Genomic DNA, 21,746 nt, shown 5'->3' with positions numbered 1-21,746 from the left:
CCTAGAGTTTTTTCAATCGCTTCTACAAAGTGCTTTTAGGCTATTTTTGGGATTATGTGGCAAGATAAATCTGCCTTAAATCAAACGCGTAAATAATCCGCAAAAAGCCAAGCACAGCCTACGCCAAATATGAGCTAGAAATATTGCGCAGTCTTTCTACTGCTCTCCTAAACACTTCTAGCGTATAAACTACCTCCTCTTCGGTATTAAACCTACTAAGTGAGATTCTAATAGCCGTGTGTGCTAGCTCTTTATCCGCCCCTACGGCTACCATTATGGGATTTGCCTCCAAGTCCTCACTAGCGCACGCACTCCCCGTGCTACACGCGATTCCAGCTTTGTTCAAATCCCACAGCATTGCCTCCCCCTCTATGCCTTTGACACTTACCAAAATCGTATTTGGCACACGATGAATAATGTCGCCTATGACTTGCACATCAGGGATTTCTAGCAAGCCAGATTCTAGCTTATCACGCAAAGACTTCACATAAGTCCCCTCAAATCCCAAATAATCATTTGCAAGCTGCATAGCCTCGCCCATACCCACGATATAAGCGACATTTAGCGTGCCACTTCTCCTCCCGCGCATTTGCTCACCTCCGTGAAGCAGTGGAGTTAGGCTTACACCTTTGCGGATATATAGCGCACCTATGCCCTTTGGTCCGTGAAATTTATGCGCTGATAGGCTTAGAAAATCCACATTTGCTTTTTGGACATCCACAGGGATTTTGCCGATAGCCTGCACCGCATCGGTGTGAAAAAGCACACCTTTTTGCTTGCAAATCGCCCCTATTTCTTCTATGGGAAATACCGCTCCTGTTTCGTTGTTTGCCCACATTACGCTTACTAGCGCGGTTTTGGGCGTGATTGCTTCTGCGACTTGGTGGGCAAAAATCGCTCCGTGCTTATTCACAGGCAATCGCGTGATATTTACACCCAAAGATTCCAAAAAATCGCAAGTAGCACCGATAGCTGGGTGCTCAACTTCGGTAGTGATGATATGGTTTTTCTCGCTATTTGTGATATTTCCACCATTATGAATCAAATCAAAATACACGCCCTTTAGCACCCAATTATTTGATTCTGTCGCGCAAGAAGTGATGATTATGTCATCTTCATCGCTAGCATTAAGTCCTGCATACATTTTCTCGATAGCATCGGCTATGGCTGGGTGTGTTTCTGTGCCAAATTTGTGCAAGCTATTTGGATTGCCAAACTGCTCGCCAAAAAACGGCTCCATAGCTTCTTTGACTTTGGGGTCAATCATCGTTGTGGCGTTGTTGTCTAGGTAGATTCTCTTTGTCATTTTTTTTCCTTTTTGTGTTGCTTGTTTGTGTCGCCTTGCAAATGCGGATTTGTGTTTGTGATTTGCGCTGTGGATTTTGCGCAAAAATCACTTTGGCTAATTGACTAAAGCGCATTGACTAAACCGCGCTTTAACTTAAATCCCGCTTACAAAACAGATTTTAGATTTAAGGCAAATAAAGGCATAAAAGCAGGTTTTGTAAAAATCTAGTAATATTGATAATCCACTTGATAATAAATATATGATTGTGGCTTGAGCTTTGGTGGCAAAAATGCCTAGCAAAGCGATAAAACTTAAAAATTTAAGAAAACTTTAATATTTGGTTGATTTTGCGCGGATTGTAGCACACATTTTGTAATGTGTAGTCAAAATTTCATATCCCAAAATAAGATTCTCTACCAAAAATAAGACAATTATAAGAATCCAAAAAATCAGACAAAAACACAAAATTAGGGAAAAATACGCAAAAATTTGCCCAACAAATTGATTTTATAGCCAAAATTGGATAGAATCCTTGAATTTAAAATTTATGAAGCAACTCTTACAAATAGCTCCCAAATAGCTTGCGGTTGCTAGGATAAACCAAATACGACAAAGGTGCAGTATGGATTTCGATATAAAATCTCCTATTTTGGGCTTTGAAGATGTCAGCAAAATGACATTAGAAAAAATCGATGATATTTTTATGAGACTTAGCAACACCGATGGCACAGCCCCTGTATTTGTGCTGATAAATCCATTTGCCCTGCGTCAATATGATTTTGAAGTCCCTGTGGCTATGGAGCTTTTGCTTGATTTGAAAAATTCCAAAAATATCCTTATCGCAAACATTATGGTAATGCAAACACCTATCCAAAACTCCACGATAAATTTCCTAGCCCCACTTGTGTTTAATTTTGACAACAAAACAATGGCTCAAATCGTGCTAGATAGCTTCAAATACCCCTCTTATGGCATAGCAGAGCCCATCTCTAAATGGTATAAAGAGGACGATGAAAATTCACAAAGCCCAACAAAAGAAGCCGATTCCAAAAAAAGCTCAAAAAAAGACGATTCTGCAAAATCTAAAAAGAAATAAAATTAGCCTCTAGAAGTTTAGTATCTACACAAAGCCTTTTGCAAAAGTAATATCTCGCGCCACTGCTTTTTTAAGCGCGACTTATTAAGATTGTGCTTTTAAGGTTGCTCAGCATTCTCTTTTAGCTTAAGTTTGAATAGCTTTTTATCAAAGATTACGATATAAAACAACCCATCAAAAATCTTTATATCAAGCACATATCCCTCTACCTTGACTTCGCATTTGCGCATATCCCCCACAAGTGTTTTGGCTTTGAATTCCACCTTTTGGTTCGTCTCCACAGGAGCGAGAAACTTCACATCAGAGCCTATGATTATGGAGTTTTTCTTATTTATCGCACATAGTGCAGCAAACCCCGCTGCGCTATGGACAAACCCCGTATGCGTTATGCCTTTATCCACCTCCATATCCTCGCGTGTGGTTAGAGTGATAGTGGCTTTATCTTTGCCGATTTCCTCCATTTCGCCACAAAAATGCGGATTGATAGCATTGCCCACCACGCGCTCATCAGGGAATAATCTATCTACTTTTTCCTCTTCCTCAATCTCTTCTGCCATTTATTTTCTCCTTAGCTTAAAATACGCCCGTTTTGGTGCGGGATAGCCCTCACTTGTGCGCGTAGAGTCGTTTTCGTCAAGGAAAGATTCTAGGCTTAGGGAGGTTATCCACTTTGTTTTTCTTTGCTCATCTGTGGTGGTTGGCACTATGGCAAGCAGCTCCACCTCCCCAAATCCACAGCGATATGCCCACCCCTCAAAAGCCCGCACACTTGGGATAAAAAACACATTGCGCATTTTAGCATAACTTTTTTTAGGGCTTAGCACAAATTCCATTTTTGCAAGTCTATCAAGTTTTTCACTCAAAGCCAGCCTTGCCTCTTGTGGCAAGCTTGCCAAAATCTCCTCGCCTAAGTCAATCTCATCTATCACAAGCGTATCTACAAACGCCACCCCACCAGAATCTAGCGCGTTTGCAAGGGATTTTAGCGTAGCAAACACATCGCTCCTATGATAGAGCACACCTAGACAAAAAAGCACATCAAATTTTTCGCGCTTTGTAGCACCGCTTGGGCTAGATAGTGCATTTATCTTGTGAGATTTTAGCGTGTTTTGGGATTTTAGGTATTCATCTAAATCTTGCACGCCCAAAAGCTCATACTCAATAGGCAAATCCAAAAAATGATTGATAAAGCAAAATTGACAAAAAAACAGCGCACTAGGGTCAAAGCCCACCAGCTTTCGCGCCTTGTGCAAACTCATCGCAAAGAGATAAAATCCATTATTGCACCCTATGTCGCCCACTATCGCATTTTCTAGGAGATTTTGCGCATAAGGCAGTAGCAAATCCCACTTCACAAAGCTCTGCCACTCGCTATCTATATGCAAATCCTCCAAAAAAAATGGTCCCTTCCTCCACGAGCGCAAATCCCACGCTAGAGATTCTATCATCTCATATATGCTCTGCTTGTTTGTGTGATTTTTTGGCAGTATTTGTGGAATCCTTATCCCTCTGTCATAGTGATATTCGCACTTGAGTCTTGGCAAATCCTCACTAAGCTGCCTTAGCCTAGATAGAAGCGGCACGATAGGCTTAGCCCTAAGCAAGTGATATTTATCGTTGATATTCTTTAGCAGATTTTGCATTTTTACCTTTTTCAATATTTTTTGCGTTTTTTTTAGTGTGGCAAATCAGTGGCAAATTATAAACAAATCAAACAAAGATATTATAATTTCTTGCAAATAAAGCACTCTTTTACAAACATTTTTTTGCGGACTTATTATTTGGTATTGTTTTTTTTTTTTTTTGTATAATTCAGCCTTTATTTAGCTTTTGGCTACATTTTTTTATCAAAGGCATTCATTATGCAAAATCTTTTAGACGCTACACAAAGTCGATTGACGCAAAGTTTATCACTCACACACGGTCTTTTTCATAAAGTGATAAATATTGGGGGGGGGGGGGGCGAATACACTTCACTCATTAGATAAATCTCCCAAAAATACACTCTATTCTTACAAATCTGCCAAACCTACAAAGCAATTATTTCACGCCACCATCGCGACATTCGCACAAATTATCGCCCTATCATCATTGCAAGGCTTACTTGTAAGCCTTGCATTTGCGTTAGCATATTCGTGGCAATCTAGCTCTTGCAATGACGGGGTAGCCAATCTACGCTTTGATTCAAGGATTTGCAGATGAGTAAGGCAAATCCAAAAGCAACACTAAATACAACGCTAAATGCGATATTCCCAAAGTGGGCGAAAATCTCTCTATGTGTTTTAAGCATAATCGCGGTAGTAGGGATTATCGGCACATTTATGCTAAATCAATCCACAAAAGGCGAAACATATAGCGCGAATCTAAGCCTACACGAGCAAAAAGTGGCATTAGATGATGATAAAAATGCGATAGATGGCGAGTTTAGCTATACGGCTAGAATCTATTTTGAAAAATATGCCGCACTGCTTCGCTCTAGCTCTATCTCAAATGTCAAAGTGATAAGCTATGCGTGGGATAATAAGGTGGATTCAACCGCATTTAAGGATTTAAAACATAGCAAACGAAATGTCTTTTTTAACTCCACGCAAGATTTAGCTACGCTTGGCGTTGAATCGCTAGGCAAAGTGGAATATACAATCGATTTTAATCCATTGCTGTGGAATATTATAAAAATATTTATCGGTATTTTGACACTTACATTTTTGTTAATAAATACCATAAAGCACCGCCTTGTGCCGTTTGGCAGATATGATTACGCACTCGCGCTTATTTTATCGCTAATTACGCTTATTTTATGCGTGGGGCAGGTAGATAATGGGCATAATTGGGGTGGGGATTTTAGCGGATATATCGCTCAAGGAATCGCCCTAGCAAACGGCGAAGTCGCGCAATATATCGCTGATAATACGCTGATGATGAGTCAATGCGATTGGTTGTATGGTCCTTATGCCTATCCGTGGGGCTTTCCAATGCTTTTAGCACCGCTTTATAAAATCTTTGGCTTTAATATTTATGCTTTTAAAAGCATAGGAATCATTTGCTACACGCTATTTGTGGGAATCTTTTATATCTTTTGTGCGATTCGATTGCCACGAATCTATGCTATTTTTGCCACGCTATTTTTTGCGATAAATCCCTCTATGACTTCATCTGTGGCAAATAATATTTTAAGCGACATTCCGTTTTTATTATTTGGATTTATCACGCTGATTATTTTGGCAAAGTTATTTGGCGAATCAAAATCTCGCAGTTACGGCATTTTTATTGCAACTTTTGGCGGAATCTTTATGCTTTTTGCAAGTCTCATTCGTATGAATGGATTTGTTATTTTATGCGCTTTAATCGCAATGCAGGGCATTTTGTTAGCCAAACAATTCGCCCCGAATCTATTCAAAGCAAAAATCCTAAAGCCACTCTCACTTATAGATTCGCCCTATTCTTGGAAAATCCACGCGATTCCTTATGCAATATTTATCGTAGGATTCGCCATCGTTTCAATCACGCTTTCAAGCGGTGGTAGCGGACATTTTGGTATGTTAGCAAATATAAGTGGCGCAAGTATTTTACGCAACGCTGATTATTATGTGGAGATTTTCAAAGATTTTTTCGCAAATGAAGGGCGACTAACGCTTTTTGCGCTATGTGTGCCACTGATATATTTCGGTATCAAAGATAGCCTAAAGGGCGCAAACGGCGTGAGATTTAGCGAAAATATCTTTTATGTGATTTTTGCGTGTGGATTTTTGGCGTTGTTGCTTTTGTGGATTGGCATTCAAGGGCTTAGATTCGTATATTTGCTATTGCCTTTTGCTGTGCTATGGGGTGCAAAAGGACTTATTATCTTAAATGCTGATAGGCAATTCTTTGGGCGTTTTATGAGCGTATTGTTGCTTATTATTTTGGCAAATTGTGTGCTTGATTTTAAAAAAATTTTTGATAGCACAATCACCACAAGTGGCGCATATACAAAGGAAGCAAAGGAAATGTGGGCGTTTATCGATAAAAATACGCCCAAAAATGCTGTGATTTTATTTCGCAAACCGCGCGTTTTGTATCTAAATACGCATCGAATCTCTTTTGCGAGTAATAATATCGCTAGATTCGATGAGGTGGATTTCGTGCTGTGGGAGAGGGATTTGTGGCGTGGGTATGATGCGATAAATATTGATTCAAGCGCATTTTTAAAGAAAACAGAGCTAATCTATAAAAACGCGCAATTTAAGCTATTTAAGGTAATCAAACAATGAAAATCCCAAACTTTGCTATAATTTTGCTTTAAAGGATTCGCGGTGTTAGCTTTTATTTATCATTCGCAATTTACGCGCTATTTTGGCTCGGCTTTTGTCGCTTTAGTTGTGAATCTACTCTCACGCATTTTCTATGAGCTATTTTTTGGCTTTGGTGTGAGCGTGGCTTTGGGCTACATAAGCGGACATTTTGTGAATTTCGCCATAAGCGTGAAATACATTTTCCCAAAAGACAAATACAAAAGCACCAAAATCGCCTTTGTGAAATTCTCGCTCGTGGCATTTGTGGGGCTTGTGGTGCAGACTTTTGTAGCAGTGTTTGCGCTTAGAGTTTTGCAAGGCGCAAATCTCGGGCTTAGCATAGAGCTACAAAAGCTACTAGCGCATATTTGTGGCATTGGCTTTAGCTTTATTTGCAACTTTTTGGGGCATAAATTTTTTAGCTTTAGGACAAGCGCATTAGAGCAATCACTGCAAAATAAATTTCATAAAAAAGGGGGCGAAAAATGAATGACAAAATCCTAATCACAGGTGGAGCTGGATATATCGGCTCTTGTGTGAATGCTATGCTAAACACACTAGGATTTCGCACTATCGTTGTCGATAGCCTTCATTTTGGACACAAAGAAGCACTAGATTTTAGGCTATTAGATTCTAGCAATATTTTAGAGTTTTTTAATCGAACAAATCTATCCCAATCACGCGTAACGCCAAATCTCACAAACCCAAAAGCAAACACAACATTTATCAAAGCAGATTTGTGCGACAAAGAAGCGTTAGATGCGATTTTTAGGGAACATAAAATTTCTTGTGTTTTGCATTTTGCTGCGTTTGCCTATGTGGGAGAGAGTGTAGAAAATCCCGCCAAATACTACGCAAACAATGTCGCAAACTCTCTAAACCTACTAGAATCTATGCGCAAATTTGGCGTTAAGCGCATTATCTTTAGCTCCACTTGCGCCACCTATGGCAATCCTTTGGAGCTACCCATAGCAGAATCCCACCCGCAAAATCCTATCAATCCCTACGGACGAAGCAAACTAATGGTAGAGCAGATTTTAGCTGATTTTGCAAACGCTTATGGACTACACTACATTGCCCTAAGGTATTTCAATGCCGCTGGAGCGAGTAACTTTTTTGACATCGGCGAATCCCATAACCCCGAAACACACCTAATTCCACTAATGCTACAAACCGCACTCAAAAAGCGTGAGTGCTTTAGCGTCTTTGGCACAGACTATGACACGCGTGATGGCAGCTGTGTGCGGGACTTTATCCATATAGATGATTTGAGTGCAGCGCATATTTTGGCACTATATTATTTAGAGCAAAATTTAAAAAGCGAAGTGTTTAATCTAGGCAATGGTGCGGGATTCTCCGTCATTGAAGTGCTAGAGTGTGCAAGGAAAATCACACAATGTGAGATTCCTACCAAATACGAATCACGGCGAGAAGGCGACCCAAATGAGCTAGTAGGAAGTGCCAAAAAAGCAAAAGAGATTTTAGGGTGGAATCCTATCTTTTATGATTTGGAATCTATCCTAAAGAGCGCGTTTGCGTGGCATAAAAATCAGCGATATTAAAAGTAACAAAAAGGAGGCAAAATGAAAAAAGTGCTAATCATCGGTGCAGGAGTGGCTGGACTAAGCGCGGGGCGAGTGCTAAGCCAAAATGGCTATAAAGTCGCAATCTATGAGGCGCAATCTAGCGTGGGCGGTATGAGCAAGTCATTAAAAATGTTTGACCAAATCGTAGATATTGGACCGCATAGATTTTTTAGCAAAGACAAACGGCTAAATGACTTTTGGAGTGCGCACACTTATGGGGAGAGCCAAAAGGTAAGCCGACTAACTAGGATTTTTTATAACAACAAATTTTTTTACTACCCATTGCGTGGATTTGACGCACTTTTTAAACTTGGAATCATCGAATCCACCCTATGTGTGCTTAGCTTTATAAAAGCAAAGATAAAGCCATTTGGTGGGAACAGCTTTGAATCTTGGGTGGCAAATGCCTTTGGCTATCGCTTATATAGCATATTTTTTAAGTCCTACACACAAAAACTTTGGGGCATAGAGTGCAAGGATTTGGATAGCGACTTTGCAAGACAGCGCATAAAGGGGCTAAATCTCTATGAGGCAATCAAAAGTGCATTTGTGGGCGATAAAAGCAAAAAGCACAAAACCTTAGTAGATGAGTTTAGCTACCCCAAAAAAGGCTGTGGCGTGGTGTATGAAAATATGGCAAAAGAGATTTTACAAAATGGTGGGGAGATACTTTGCGATATAGAAGTGAGTGGCATCATCACGCAGGATAAAAGGGCGATTGGGATTCGCACGAGTGGTGGCGAGATATATGGCGATATAGTGATTTCAACCGCGCCTTTTAGGGATATGGTGCTAAGCCTAGATGAGCTAGATTGTGCGATTAAAGATTTGGCACAAAATCTAAAATTTCGCAACACGATTTTGGTGTATGTGGAGGTGGATTGCGCAAAAGAATCTAGCGCAGATACTAGCCCACAATCCGTAAAAACAACATTGCGTGAAAAAAGCACGCAAAAGACGAAGCTTTTTAGGGACAATTGGATTTATGTTCACTCTAAGAATATTGAGACTGGTAGAATCACAAACTTCGCAAATTGGACGCAAGACTTGCGCTGTGGGAGAAGTGAAAGCATTTTATGCCTTGAGTATTGGGCAAATGATGATGAAAAGCTATGGAATCTAAGCAGTGATGAAATCATAAATATCGCAAAGAAAGATTTGCTAGATTCAAACCTAGTGGCACACTCTAGCCAAATCAAGCGCACCCACGCGCTTAAAATCCATAAATCCTATCCCATCTATGAGAAAGGCTATAAGCAAAATCTTAGTAAAATCTACAATGCACTAGATGACTTCAAAGACTTGCACTTCATCGGACGCAACGGCGCGTTTAAATACAACAATCAAGACCATAGCTTGCTAATGGGGCTTTTGTGTGCTGATAAGATTTTGGGCAGGGCTAATCCAAATCTATGGGAGATAAATACAGACTATGACTACCAAGAGGGTAAAGTGGCAAAATCATAAATAATATTTTAAAGTGTTGTTATGGTAATATAACAAAAAATTTTGTGAGGTTTCAATGAGTAAAAAAGAGAGGTTGCAAGCTAGGCTAGACTATCTTAAAGCCTTAGTCATTGCATTTTTGGTGGCATTGTTTGGAATCTTTGGATACACTGCAACACACTACAAAGAGATTGATTTGGTGCTTGGAGTCTGCATCGCTATTGGCATAATCGTCTTATTGTGCGGAATCTATGTCGCTAATAGAGCATTTAATAAAAGACTTGATGATTTGGAGGAACTATAATGATTGGTATAGTAGTAACAGCATTCGCGCTATGTGCGATAATCTTATCGCTAATATTTATATTAGCCCCTTTAAGTAAAACACGACATTAAACCAACGAGATAACGCTATGCTAAACAAAAAGATTCTAGTAACGGGTGGGGCGGGGTTTTTAGGTTCGCATTTGTGCGATAGGCTCATAGAGAGAGGCGATGAAGTGCTTTGCGTGGATAATCTTTTCACGGGCACAAAGGCAAATATTGCTCATCTGCTTGTCCACCCGAGATTTGAATTTATGCGAGCTGATATTACTTTCCCGCTGTATGTAGAAGTCGATGAGATTTACAATCTCGCCTGCCCAGCAAGCCCTATTCATTATCAGTTTGACCCTGTGCAAACGACCAAAACCTCCGTAGTAGGTGCTATCAATATGCTAGGACTTGCCAAGCGCGTCAAAGCAAAAATCCTCCAAGCCTCCACTAGCGAAGTCTATGGCGACCCAGAAATCCACCCCCAAGTAGAATCTTATCGTGGCTGTGTAAATCCTATCGGCATAAGGGCGTGCTATGATGAGGGCAAACGATGCGCAGAAACGCTATTTTTTGACTACCATAGACAGCACAATTTACAAATCAAAGTAATGCGTATCTTTAATACCTACGGAGCGCGAATGCACCCAAATGACGGGCGCGTGGTAAGCAACTTTGTCATTCAAGCATTGCTAGGCAAAGACATAAGCATTTATGGCGATGGCTCACAAACGCGCAGTTTTTGCTATGTCGATGATTTGATAGAGGGAATGATGCGACTAATGGACTCTCGCCCCGATTTTGTAGGACCTGTAAATATAGGCAATCCAAGTGAGTTTAGCATACTAGAGCTAGCAAATCAAATCCTAGCCCTAACCAACTCTAAATCCAAGCTAATCTTTCACCCACTCCCACAAGATGACCCCAAGCAGCGCAAACCAGACATTACCCTAGCAAAAAAAGAGCTAGAGTGGCAGCCAAAAGTCGCACTAAAAGACGGACTAGTCAAAACAATAGAGTATTTTGAAAACCTTTTAGCCAAAAATGGCACAAAAATGCGATAACGCTATAAAACCCAAAAAGGAGATTCCAATGAAAATCGCAGTTGTAGGCAGTGGATATGTAGGGCTTGTAGCGGGGGCTTGTTTTGCCGAGAATGGTAACTGCGTGATTTGCCTTGACATAGATGAGGACAAAATCACTCAATTAAAGCAAGGCATCGTGCCTATCTATGAACCGGGCTTAAGTGAAATGATAAAGGAAAATCAAGCAAAAAGCACACTCCACTTTAGCACAAATAAGCGTGAGGCACTGCAAAATGCCGAAGTGATTTTCATCGCTGTGGGGACACCTATGGGCGATGATGGCAGTGCGGATTTGCGCTTTGTGCAAAGTGTGGCGGGGGATATTGGCGAGATTATAGAGGGATATTGCGTGGTGGTGGATAAAAGCACAGTGCCTGTTGGCACTGCAAAATCTGTGAAATCTATCATAAAAGAGAAGCTAAAATCGCGCGGTTTAGACATAGACTTTGATGTCATAAGCAATCCAGAGTTTCTAAAAGAGGGCGTAGCCATAAAAGACTTTATGAGCCCAGATAGAGTGGTAATCGGTGCAGATAGCCAAAAAGCCCTAGAAATTATGCGCACACTATACTCGCCGTTTTTAGTCAAAAGCGATAGATTTATCGCTATGAGTGTAGAATCTGCCGAGATGACAAAATACGCCGCAAACTCACTACTTGCCACCAAAATCAGCTTCATAAACGAGATGAGCCAGATTTGTGAGCGTGTGGGCGCGGACATAAACGATGTGCGACTAGGCGTAGGCTCAGATTCGCGAATCGGATATAGCTTCATCTATCCGGGCTGTGGCTATGGCGGTAGCTGCTTCCCCAAAGATGTCAAAGCGCTAGAAAAAACCGCACTTGATAATGGCTACACACCGCGAATCTTACAGGCGATTCAAGGCGTGAATGAATCTCAAAAAATGCTTTTGGTGGAGAAAATCATCGCACGATTTGGGGAAAATCTAAATGGATTTGTGTTTGCATTATGGGGGCTTAGCTTCAAGCCAGAGACTGATGATATGCGTGAGGCAAGCTCGCTCGTGCTGATAAATGAGCTAGCAAAAAGAGGTGCAAAAATCAATGCCTATGACCCAAAAGCTATCAATCAAGCGAAGTTTTATCTAAAAAATGTGCTAGATTCTATCGTCTTTGCAGAGGATAAATATAGCGCGATTAAGGGTGCAAATGCACTTGTGCTAGTAACAGAATGGAGGGAGTTTAGAAGCCCAGATTTTGAAGAGATAGCAAAGCAGCTAAAAGAAAAGGTTATCTTTGATGGGCGCAACATTTATCGGCATTTTAGTCTGCAAAATCTAGGCTTTGAATACCACCAAATCGGTGTGCGCTCCAAATAGATTTGGCAAAGCCAAAAACGCTTATAGTCCCAAAATCAGCACATCACTGTTGTAATACCAATCGTTGCATTCAACATATAACTCCGCATTAGATGATTTATCAATAAGTCTCTTTTTTGCCCGAGTGATAGCTACATAAAATAGATTTAGTTCTTGCTGAAATTTTTCCCATTCTTTTTCTCTTCTCGCTTCTAGTTGCTTTTCATAAAGGTCAAAAAAATCTCTTCCGAGCACCACCTCATCAAATTCTAAGCCTTTGCTTTGATGAGCGTTGGTTATGATATTTTTGGCTTCTCTGTTTGCATAGAGAGATTCTGCTAGATTTTGGATTTTGCTTATTTCTATCTTTTCAAACTCCTCTAAAAGTTTTATCGCTTGTTTCAATTCTGCATCTCCTATTTCCTCGATATATTCTATCAATTCTTTGAAGTCATTAAAATCTTTTATGTAAGAATACCGCTTTGGAATCTTATCAAATTGACTTGATTTAAAATGCACTATCGCCCAAATAGGCTCAAAAATACTATCTACCCTCTTTAGTAAGCGATACTCTTTATACTCAAAACTATCGCTTTTATACAAATCAACCAAAAATCGCGCGATTTCCGCATTTGTGCGTGATATATACGCCCTAGTAGTGATTCTCTCATCACCGCTAAATCCACTTCTCATAGGCGTAAAATCTTTGTTTGCAAACATTTCTAAGAAAAAGCTAGCATAATCAAGTATTTCTTGCTTGCAACGAAAGCTTTGCGATAAGCTAAGGTGGTGATTTGTTTCTACAATCTCAAAAGCATTTATGGAGTCATTAAACCCATAAATGCTTTGAAATGTATCGCCCACAAAGATTTTTTTACAATCATTGTCTAAAAATATGCTAAGCATTATTTCATTTGTATCTTGCGCTTCATCAAGTAATATAAAATCATATTTTTCTTCCAATCGCTCATATTTTCTCATCTGATAATACTTCAAATAAAAGTCGTGGGTTATGGGGAGTTTTTTATCCAAAGTTGCTTGAAATAAATATTTAATGATGGTTCTGTGCCAAAATTTGACATCATCAAAATCTTTTTTGCTTTTTAGAAATTTATTAAACCTATCCAAACCTGCTTTAATATCTCTAAACCCACACTTAAATCGCAACACCTCACACAAATTAAAAATATTTAATTTATCTAATGGCTTAAAATTACCAACTTTCTCACAAAGCCTCGCTCTAGCATATCTTTCCGCACTATCAAAATCAATATCATCATATTTCACATTCTTTTGAATTTGATAAAATTTTTTTACAAAATCCCGTGTTGGTGGGATTGCCCCCTCTAAAGTCGCTTCATATAGAAACTTTATAAATTTTTCATCTCTTAAGGGGGGGGGGGGAGATTTTGCTTCCGCTCAAATCACTATCAAATGTTTGCAAACAAGTAGTTTCAACCAATGTCTTATCACTTCTTAAAAAATTTTCAAATATTTTTAATCCATAAGCAAAATCATAAGGCTCATCAAAGTCAAATTCTACCAACTTTTCCAAGTCAAGTATCGTTATCTTGCTCTGCGGAGCGAAGTCTCCTAAGTGCATTTTGGCATAATTAAAAGCAAGAGAGTGTATCGTCTTTGCCTCGACATTTTTTGGGAATCTTTCCATAGCTTGAGTAGCGATAGATTTATTAAACGCTAGGTAGAGGAATCGTTGTTTAGTGTTTGCTAAAGCGATTTCTTCTAAAGTAGAGGTTTTGCCACTTCCAGCGCACGCTTGGATAGCCAAAATCTCATTTTCCTCCATTCTCTTGCTTAAATCAACAATGAGTTTTTGCTCATCTGTTAGCACTCTTTTAGTCTTGCTATGTCGTTTTAGTGCAGTATTCCTCCGATTCCTCATCAACACATTCTTTTTCGTCTTCATTGCTGATTGGCTACTCTTTGATTCCCCCTCCCCTTGCGGAAGATGCCCCACCCCAAATACATACCGTAAGGGAAGGGGTTTTTCTCTCTTTCCCTCCCTTGCGGAGGGGGCTTTGGCGTGGGTAGATTTTGCATTAGCAAAATCCTCACTTGATTCCAAAGCCTCTTTTATCACACGCAAAACACCCTCCAAATTCCCCAAAATCTCGCTATTACAAAAGCGCAAAATTCTAAAATTTCTTGATTCTAAATAAAAGTCTAAATGCCCCTCGTGCTTCGGGAGGGGACTTTGAGTGTTGTCCTCCGCACACTCAATGATAAGCCGCTTTTCTAAGCATACAAAATCCTCAATATATTTAGAATCAATCACAAATTTCCGTCTAAATTTAAATCCTAGTTTTTTGCCTCGCAATGCTTGCCAAAGTTTTTTTTCTGCTTGTGTGGGATTGTTGCGCATCGCTCGGCTAAGTTCTTGTATGGTGCAAGCGGGGTCAGGTGCTCCTTGCATTGTTCTATTCTCTATGACTTATCGGCAATAAATAGCGAATAAAGTTCTTGCTTACCCAAATCCACTAAAACAGCACGGGCGAAGTGTCCTTGCTTGCTTCATTTAGCACAAAAATCAATCCCTCCGTGCTAATCCCAAGCACAAGTGCGAAATTAAACCTTGATAGCTTAAGTAGCTTTGGTAGCTCATTTGATGAGTCATAGCATATCGCTTCTAGTTTATCGCTAGCATTATTTTGCTTATTTTCCCCACTTTCCTTACCTTGTGGATTTTCGCTAGCCACTTCGCTTTGCGCTCCACCTCTATCATACTCCACGCAAAATCCCACCTTGCAATACGACTGCAGGGCAGAAGACTCCCCACCATACTCGCTAGAATCCCCCTCACAAGGGATAGGCGTAAACACCTCTTTGCTCTTATCATCTAATATTCTAGGGACAAAAAACGCTAGCTCTCCATACCTTGCGTTTTCTTTGAGATAGCGCACATAGCGCAAAAATATATCCACACTATTAGTTGAGATTACGACTTTATTGCTTTTGCCAAGAGGGAGGATTCTCGCTTCTGGGGAAAGTGCTATGGGCAGTAGCTTCTCTATGGGTGCAAAATCACTCATATCAAACGCTATCTCTTCCCCCTCACGCAAGCACAGCTGCTCCACCACCGCAGCAAGCTCTGGCAAAAACACCGCAGGCAATGGAATCTGATACGCACTTATCTTGTGATAAAATTTGGATTCAAAGATTTGATGAGGAGTGATAATATCAAATGGCAAATGCTGCGGATTGACACAAGTGGTGTATTCCTCGATGCTCAAATCCGCTATGCCCTCAAGCGAAGTGATGATTTTGGTGGGATTTTGCTGGACTATCTCATCAAGCAATTCACACACAGAAAATCTCATAGAATTGTTGATAGAGTTGTTTGCTGATATAAACCCGCCCTTGTATTCATCAAAAAATAGCACTTCTTTTGCACGGATTATCTGCTTTGCTATGGCATATTGAATCTCATCAAGCAAGATAATCTCTATCTTTTTGCTAATAAGGAGATAGCGCACCAAGCGAGAAATACAGCTTTGGATATTATCCACCTTTATCCACGCTATTTCGACATTGCGCATCTGTGTAGAGCTATCAAACACAACACCAAACGCACCCTTTTCTAGTGCTGCGTCAATATCATCGCTATCTAGGGCAAAAAACAGCACACCCCTTTTGACATCTTCTACCTTTGTAGCAAACCCCTCAAAAGAGCCGATAGCAGGGGTATTTATAAGCTCCCCGCAAATGATTTCACTCGCCTCAAGCACTCTCACTAGCTTACTTTACTCCCATTTTTGCGTTTGCCATCTATGCCAAGCAATGACAGCCCATTCTCATCTTTGCTAGCAAGTATCATTCCATAGCTAAATTCCCCCATAATCTTAGCTGGCTTTAGGTTTGCCACCACGCACACTTGCCTGCCGATAATCTCATCTGGACGATAAAACTGCGCTATGCCAGAGAGCACCACTCTAGGGCTTTCCTCCCCCATATCAATGCTTAGTCGCAAAAGTTTGTTGGATTTTGGCAATGCTTCACAAGATAAAATCTCGCCTACGCGAATGTCTACTTTGGCAAAATCATCTATACCGATTTGGCTAGAATCTTTGGTTATTTCTTGGATAGTAGCTACGCCATCGATTTTGGCACTTGCGATTTTGGCATTAGCATTTTTTGCACTATCATTTTTGGCATTTTTATTTTTTTCTTGCGCGTTTTTGGATTCTTGTTTGGATTCTTTTGATTCTAGCGCGTAGTTTTCATCGATAAGCAATCCATCGATTTTACTAAAAAGCGGCGGTGTTTTTTGCACACGCAAATCCCTAAAAGGCACATTCTCCACCACCAAACGCCTAAAATCCTCCTGCGTAATCTCCACTCCAAACGCCCTAGCAATAGTTTGCGTAGTCTTTGGCATCACAGGGAAAAGCATAAACCCAACTTTCAATAGCAAGTTTGCAAGCAATGCCAAAAGCCCATTTAGTGCCTCTATCTCGCCATTTTTGTATAGATTCCACGGCTCATATTTAGCCACACTTGCATTTGCAAGGTGAAGCACCCTCCAAATATCCTCAATGTAGCCCTTGATATTTACCGATTCCATTTTTGCCTCCGCGCTCTCAAATATCGCGTTTGCTTCCTCCCACTCGCCCTTATATCGCCCACCAAAGCCTTGCGCAAGATTGCTTGAAAAATCATCACCGCCTAAGTGTATTTCCAAATTTGTATATTTTTCGCTTATCCCTATGAGGCGATTTAGTAGATTGCCCAAATCATTGCTAAGCTCGGTATTTATGCGCTCAACCAATGCCTTTTGGCTAAAGTCGCCATCTTGTCCAAATGGTGCTTCGCGCAAAAGATAAAAACGCAGATTTTCTATACCATAAGCAGAGGCAAACTCGGTAGGATTTATGACATTGCCAAGTGATTTACTCATCTTTTGCCCATCTCGTAGCCACCACCCGTGCGCATAGATATGCTTAGGTAGAGGTAGTCCCAAGCTCATCAAAAACGCAGGCCAATACACCGCGTGAAAGCGCAAAATGTCTTTGCCAACGATATGAGTGGCATTCCCCCAATATCGCTTTTTGTCTGTGGATTTTGGACTAGAATCATTATGGCTAGATTTTTCTTTTTGATAAAACCCAAGCGCACTTAGGTAGTTAAACAACGCATCAAGCCACACATACACGATATGTTCTTTTTGTGGAGTTTTCCCATCTACACTTACCTTTGGTAGCTTTATCCCCCACTCAAAACTTGTGCGCGATATGGATAAATCTTTTAGTCCATTCTCTACAAAAGCTATGACTTCATTGCGCTTGTGTATGGGCAATATCGCACCATTTTTATACCACTCAAGCAGTCTTTTTTCATAGCGAGATAGTGCAAAAAAGTAGCTCTCCTCTTTGATTTTGGTAAGTGGCTTATCCCCCGGACACTCTGGGCATTTGCCATTTTCTACCCCTGTGTAGTAGCTCTCACAGCTTACACAATAATCCCCCTCATACTCCCCCAAATACACATCTCCATTTTTGCACATCTCTTCAAACACATTTGCCACAGCTTCTTTGTGTCCCTCATCAGTAGTGCGTATGAAATAATCATACTCAATGCCTAGCCTATCCCACAAATCACGGAATTTAGAGCTTATCTCATCTGCATATTGCTTAGGTGTCTTACCCTTTGCTTTGGCAGAAAGCTCGATTTTTTGCCCGTGCTCATCTGTGCCTGTCAGCAAAAACACATCTTCGCCCCTTAGCCACTTGTATTTTTTCAGCATATCAGCGATGATAGTAGAATATGTATGCCCGATATGAGGGACATCATTGACATAGTATATAGGGGTAGTGATGAGGGATTTTATGTCTTTATTACTTGAAGAAGTCTTTGGCATTTATATCCTTATAAGGAGATTTTAATCTGCTTTGTGTAGGCAAGAATCGCTTAATGAAATAGTCGCATATTATAATGATAAATTACTAAAAATTACCTAAATATGCAAAATACCAAGCCCAGCCAAAGCAAGTTGTTTGCACGCAAACATCATACGCGCAATAGCCATAAGATATAGTTGCAGATGATTAGTCGTGCGGGCTAGATTTTGTGAAAATCTTTGCGCCTTATGCAAAATCTTTAAATCTACCTTGCTTGCTAAATTATTTTCTTAGACTTTAACTTATCTTCTTGCTTATCTTGCTTGCTTTTGCAAATTTTGTTGTTTTTACAAATTTTTGCTTTGTAAGTTTTTGACTTGCGACTTTTTCCCCACAAAACTTACAAACCAACTCTTGCAAACCACCTATATTGCGCCCTTTGAGTTGCGCCCTTGACTACAACCCCGCCTTTGCAATCCCTTTTGCTTCCTCTAGCGCGTTGCCGATTTTAGAGCTTAATGCACCACAATCCACCCCGCTAGAACTTGCACCACTAGAATCCCCACAATCCGCGCCATTTACCTTTGCGCCCTCGATTTTTACTCCCTCTATCTTTACTCCCGCTTGTGCGAAGTCATCTCTGCCCCCGCCATTGCCTCCTAGCATTTGCGCGATTTGCTTTACCCACGCTCCAGCCTTTAAGTTTGCTTCTTTCACGCCTGCGACTATGTCTATGCGCCCCTCATTTAGCCCAAAAAGCATTATCGCCACGCGTTTATGCGCGTTTTTGGCGTTATCCACCATTTCTTTGAGCGCGTCTATGCCTACTTCTTCAAAGCTCTGCACGATTAAGCTAACGCCATTTATCAACTCGGCTTGCAAGTTTTTGGGGCTTGTGGGCGTGGCTTTTTTGGCATTTTTCGCGCTTAGCCTTAGCTTAGTTATCGCGCCTAGCAAGTCATTGCTTTTAAGTGCTAGCCTTGCTTCTTTTGCTTCATTAAGCGCGTTTTTGGCATACTCATAGCCCGCTTTGCCACATACCGCTTCGATTCTGCGCACCCCAGAGCTTACCCCACTTTCTTTTGTGATATAAAAGCTCCCAATATCCGCGCTATTGGCACAGTGAATCCCGCCACACAGCTCCATAGACTCCCCAAAGCTAATCACACGCACGCGCTCGCCATACTTCTCGCCAAATAGCGCGCACGCGCCCTTAGCCTTTGCCTCATCTATCGGCATTATCTCGCACTGCTGGGCATTGCCCTCCCAAATACGCTCATTGACAAAATCTTGGATTTGGCTTAGCTCCTCGCTGCTTAGTGCCTTTGGGTGAGAAAAGTCAAAGCGCAAGCGAGTGGATTCTACAAGGCTTCCTGCTTGGGCGATATGTAAGCCCAAAATCTGCCTTAGCGCAAGGTGGAGCAAATGTGTCGCGCTGTGGTGCTTGGCGATTTCGGTGCGACTTGGGCTAACTTTGACTTCCACAATGTCGCCCACTTTTAGTTCGCTACTCGTGCTAATCTCGCTGATATTTAGCCCAAAATATTTTTTGGTATAAATGACATTTGCGACTTTTTTACCATTCATAAAAATCTCACCACTATCGCCGACAGGACCGCCACCCTCCGCATAAAGCGGAGTTAAGTCTAAGAAAATATATCCATCGCCATTAAGCACTTCAATGCGTCTATAATTTGTATCAAGCAAAGCCAAAATCTTGCTTTTGGCACAATCTTTCTCATAGCCCACAAACTCATTTTCGCCAAACGCACTCAAAAGCGCGTTAAAATCGCCCTCTTTTGCTTCATCGCCAGAGCCCCTCCAGCTTGCTTTAGAGCGGGATTTTTGCGCTTCCATACATTTATCAAACGCGCTCAAATCCACCTCCATAGCACTCTCACGCAGCATATCTTGCGTCAAATCAAGCGGAAATCCATAAGTATCATAGAGCTTAAACGCCACTTCCCCGCTAAAAAGCCCTGTGCCTTTTTTGCCCTCACCTATTTTGTCCTCACTATTTTTGCCAGCACCCTTTTTGCTCGATTTTTGGAGCTTCTCAAACTCCGTGCTAAAAAGCTCCATTCCCGCGTCAATGGTTTCAAAAAATCGCGCTTCCTCCGCCCTGCACTGCTCCATTATCGCGCCCTTGCGCTCTAGCAAGTAGCCATAGTGCGCTCCCATACATTCGCACACTTCGCCCACCACTTCGCACAAAAAGGGCTTTTTTAGCCCAAGCAAGTAGCCGTGTCGCACCGCTCGGCGCAAAATCCTACGCAACACATAGCCTCGCCCCTCTTTATCAAAATTCACTCCTTGCGCGAGCAAAAACGCCACACTTCGCGCGTGGTCAGCGATTACGCGGAAACTTGCTTGCGCGTTTTGCGCTCCACTGCTGTGCTTGGATTTTACCTCATTAACGCCTCTAGATTCTGAAATCTCATCATCGCGCACATATTTTTGCCCTGTGAGTTGCTCGATTTTCCTCATTAGCGGGGCGAAAAGCGAAGTATCATAGTTGTTGATTTTCCCCTCTTTTAGCGCATACACGCGCTCTAGCCCCATTCCTGTATCGATACTTGGGCGTGGCAGTGGCGTTAGATTGCCCTGCTTGTCGCGCTCATACTGCATAAAGACAAGATTCCAAATCTCTAAAAACCTATCGCCCTCGCCACCGAAATAATCCTCACTGCTATGAAAATACTTCTCCCCTTGGTCTATGTATATTTCACTGCACGGTCCGCAAGGTCCTGTGTCGCCCATTTGCCAGAAGTTATCCTTATCGCCCATTCTTTTTATGCGACTAGGCTCTATATGCTCCTGCCACAGCTCGTAAGCCTCATCATCGCTTTTGTGAATCGTTACATACAAAAGGCTTTTATCAAACTTTAGCACCTCCGTTACAAACTCCCACGAGTATGCTATCGCCTCGCGCTTGAAATAATCCCCAAAGCTAAAGTTGCCAAGCATTTCAAAAAGTGTGTGGTGTCGCGCTGTGTAGCCGACATTTTCTAAGTCATTGTGCTTGCCACCCGCGCGGATACAAAGCTGTGAGCTAGTGGCGCGAGGAGGCGTGGGCGTGGGGATTTTGCCTGTGAAAATGTCTTTAAATTGCACCATTCCTGCGTTGGTAAAAAGCAAGCTCGCATCATCAGGCACTAAAGGCATAGAATCATACACCTTATGCCCGCTAGCCTCGCCTCCACCGCCTCCATTAGCCTCGCTACTAGCGCACTCACTCGCCAAAGAATCCGCGCTATTTCCCGCTTGGCTTGCCCTATTTTCTGCTTGGCTTGCGTTAGTGTCTGCTTTGCTTGCACTCACACTTCCCTTGTCGCGTGCCGTGTTTGTGCCTTGCGTGCTTGCTATTTTGCCCTGCTTTTTGGCAAAAAAGTCCAAAAACAACCCTCGAATGTCATCAGCCATAAAAAACCTTTTAATTGTCGATATTTTTTTAATCAATAATCAATAATCGTTCCACCTGCCCTAAAA

General features: G+C 41.4%; 19 protein-coding genes. 9 read left to right on the top strand and 10 right to left on the bottom strand.

The genetic code is table 11. The features are described 5' to 3' along the window. Positions 1 to 118 precede the first annotated feature (118 nt). Positions 119 to 1,306, bottom strand: a complete 1,188-nt coding sequence (locus HMPREF2086_RS00845) for a NifS family cysteine desulfurase (RefSeq protein WP_023926828.1) — start codon at positions 1,304 to 1,306, stop codon at positions 119 to 121. Beyond that, positions 1,260 to 1,421, bottom strand: coding sequence for a hypothetical protein (locus HMPREF2086_RS11300; RefSeq protein WP_156921300.1), 162 nt, complete (start codon positions 1,419 to 1,421; stop codon positions 1,260 to 1,262). Before HMPREF2086_RS11300 ends, HMPREF2086_RS00845 begins: the two co-directional genes overlap by 47 nt. Positions 1,422 to 1,910: 489 nt before the next feature. On the opposite strand from HMPREF2086_RS11300, the gene fliW reads away from it, so the two are divergent. Next, a complete protein-coding gene (gene fliW / locus HMPREF2086_RS00840) occupies positions 1,911 to 2,384 on the top strand; it encodes a flagellar assembly protein FliW (RefSeq protein WP_023926827.1) in 474 nt (157 codons plus the stop codon). A gap of 98 nt (positions 2,385 to 2,482) precedes the next feature. Here the strand turns inward: fliW and HMPREF2086_RS00835 are convergent, their stop codons facing one another. Beyond that, the gene (locus HMPREF2086_RS00835) at positions 2,483 to 2,941 is read right to left on the bottom strand and encodes a hypothetical protein (RefSeq protein WP_023926826.1); all 459 of its coding nucleotides are present in this window, start codon (positions 2,939 to 2,941) and stop codon (positions 2,483 to 2,485) included. Then, complete coding sequence (locus HMPREF2086_RS00830) at positions 2,942 to 4,027, bottom strand: DUF1698 domain-containing protein (protein ID WP_023926825.1); 1,086 nt, start codon at positions 4,025 to 4,027, stop codon at positions 2,942 to 2,944. It lies immediately after the preceding gene. Between the two features lie 219 nt (positions 4,028 to 4,246). Between HMPREF2086_RS00830 and HMPREF2086_RS12255 the strand changes: the two genes are divergently transcribed. Next, positions 4,247 to 4,372 (top strand): hypothetical protein, encoded by a 126-nt coding sequence (locus HMPREF2086_RS12255; protein WP_267902059.1) that lies wholly within the window; start codon positions 4,247 to 4,249, stop codon positions 4,370 to 4,372. Between the two features lie 57 nt (positions 4,373 to 4,429). Here HMPREF2086_RS12255 and HMPREF2086_RS12250 read toward each other — a convergent pair whose 3' ends face one another. Further along, positions 4,430 to 4,555 carry a hypothetical protein gene (locus tag HMPREF2086_RS12250; protein WP_267902058.1) on the bottom strand — a complete coding sequence of 42 codons (126 nt, stop codon included), beginning with the start codon at positions 4,553 to 4,555 and terminating at the stop codon, positions 4,430 to 4,432. Positions 4,556 to 4,582: 27 nt separating this feature from the next. On the opposite strand from HMPREF2086_RS12250, the gene HMPREF2086_RS00820 reads away from it, so the two are divergent. The 7 genes from HMPREF2086_RS00820 to HMPREF2086_RS00790 all read left to right on the top strand — a co-directional run bounded on the left by HMPREF2086_RS00820 (position 4,583) and on the right by HMPREF2086_RS00790 (position 12,423). Continuing rightward, positions 4,583 to 6,634, top strand: a complete 2,052-nt coding sequence (locus tag HMPREF2086_RS00820) for a glycosyltransferase family 39 protein (protein ID WP_023926824.1) — start codon at positions 4,583 to 4,585, stop codon at positions 6,632 to 6,634. A gap of 42 nt (positions 6,635 to 6,676) precedes the next feature. Then, positions 6,677 to 7,144 carry a GtrA family protein gene (locus tag HMPREF2086_RS00815; RefSeq protein WP_023926823.1) on the top strand — a complete coding sequence of 156 codons (468 nt, stop codon included), beginning with the start codon at positions 6,677 to 6,679 and terminating at the stop codon, positions 7,142 to 7,144. Next, on the top strand, positions 7,141 to 8,217 hold the full coding sequence (gene galE, locus HMPREF2086_RS00810) for a UDP-glucose 4-epimerase GalE (RefSeq protein ID WP_023926822.1): 1,077 nt from the start codon (positions 7,141 to 7,143) through the stop codon (positions 8,215 to 8,217). The genes HMPREF2086_RS00815 and galE overlap by 4 nt, the downstream gene beginning before the upstream one ends. 21 nt (positions 8,218 to 8,238) lie before the next feature. Next, entirely contained in the window at positions 8,239 to 9,708 is a 1,470-nt protein-coding gene (locus HMPREF2086_RS00805) for an FAD-dependent oxidoreductase (protein WP_023926821.1), read from the top strand. A gap of 55 nt (positions 9,709 to 9,763) precedes the next feature. Beyond that, on the top strand, positions 9,764 to 9,991 hold the full coding sequence (locus HMPREF2086_RS00800) for a hypothetical protein (RefSeq protein ID WP_023926820.1): 228 nt from the start codon (positions 9,764 to 9,766) through the stop codon (positions 9,989 to 9,991). A 109-nt stretch (positions 9,992 to 10,100) separates the two neighbouring features. Beyond that, complete coding sequence (locus tag HMPREF2086_RS00795) at positions 10,101 to 11,063, top strand: UDP-glucuronic acid decarboxylase family protein (RefSeq protein WP_023926819.1); 963 nt, start codon at positions 10,101 to 10,103, stop codon at positions 11,061 to 11,063. A 28-nt stretch (positions 11,064 to 11,091) separates the two neighbouring features. Then, positions 11,092 to 12,423, top strand: a complete 1,332-nt coding sequence (locus HMPREF2086_RS00790; protein ID WP_023926818.1) for a UDP-glucose dehydrogenase family protein — start codon at positions 11,092 to 11,094, stop codon at positions 12,421 to 12,423. 21 nt (positions 12,424 to 12,444) lie between these two features. On the opposite strand, the gene HMPREF2086_RS00785 is transcribed toward HMPREF2086_RS00790, so the two are convergent. From HMPREF2086_RS00785 to alaS, 5 genes are all read right to left on the bottom strand, one after another. Then, a complete protein-coding gene (locus HMPREF2086_RS00785) occupies positions 12,445 to 13,689 on the bottom strand; it encodes a 3'-5' exonuclease (RefSeq protein WP_023926817.1) in 1,245 nt (414 codons plus the stop codon). A gap of 94 nt (positions 13,690 to 13,783) precedes the next feature. Then, positions 13,784 to 14,836 (bottom strand): endonuclease domain-containing protein, encoded by a 1,053-nt coding sequence (locus HMPREF2086_RS10520; protein ID WP_023926816.1) that lies wholly within the window; start codon positions 14,834 to 14,836, stop codon positions 13,784 to 13,786. A gap of 64 nt (positions 14,837 to 14,900) precedes the next feature. After that, positions 14,901 to 16,154 carry a hypothetical protein gene (locus HMPREF2086_RS00775; RefSeq protein ID WP_023926815.1) on the bottom strand — a complete coding sequence of 418 codons (1,254 nt, stop codon included), beginning with the start codon at positions 16,152 to 16,154 and terminating at the stop codon, positions 14,901 to 14,903. Continuing rightward, positions 16,154 to 18,277 carry a methionine--tRNA ligase gene (metG, locus tag HMPREF2086_RS00770; RefSeq protein WP_023926814.1) on the bottom strand — a complete coding sequence of 708 codons (2,124 nt, stop codon included), beginning with the start codon at positions 18,275 to 18,277 and terminating at the stop codon, positions 16,154 to 16,156. Before metG ends, HMPREF2086_RS00775 begins: the two co-directional genes overlap by 1 nt. 436 nt (positions 18,278 to 18,713) lie before the next feature. Next, positions 18,714 to 21,680 carry an alanine--tRNA ligase gene (alaS, locus tag HMPREF2086_RS00765; protein ID WP_023926813.1) on the bottom strand — a complete coding sequence of 989 codons (2,967 nt, stop codon included), beginning with the start codon at positions 21,678 to 21,680 and terminating at the stop codon, positions 18,714 to 18,716. Between the last annotated feature and the right edge of the window lie 66 nt (positions 21,681 to 21,746).

Source organism: Helicobacter macacae MIT 99-5501 (assembly GCF_000507845.1).
Taxonomy (GTDB): Bacteria; Campylobacterota; Campylobacteria; order Campylobacterales; family Helicobacteraceae; genus Helicobacter_B; species Helicobacter_B macacae.
Note: the sequence above shows the minus strand (reverse complement) of the source record. Positions and strands in the feature narration are given on the sequence as shown.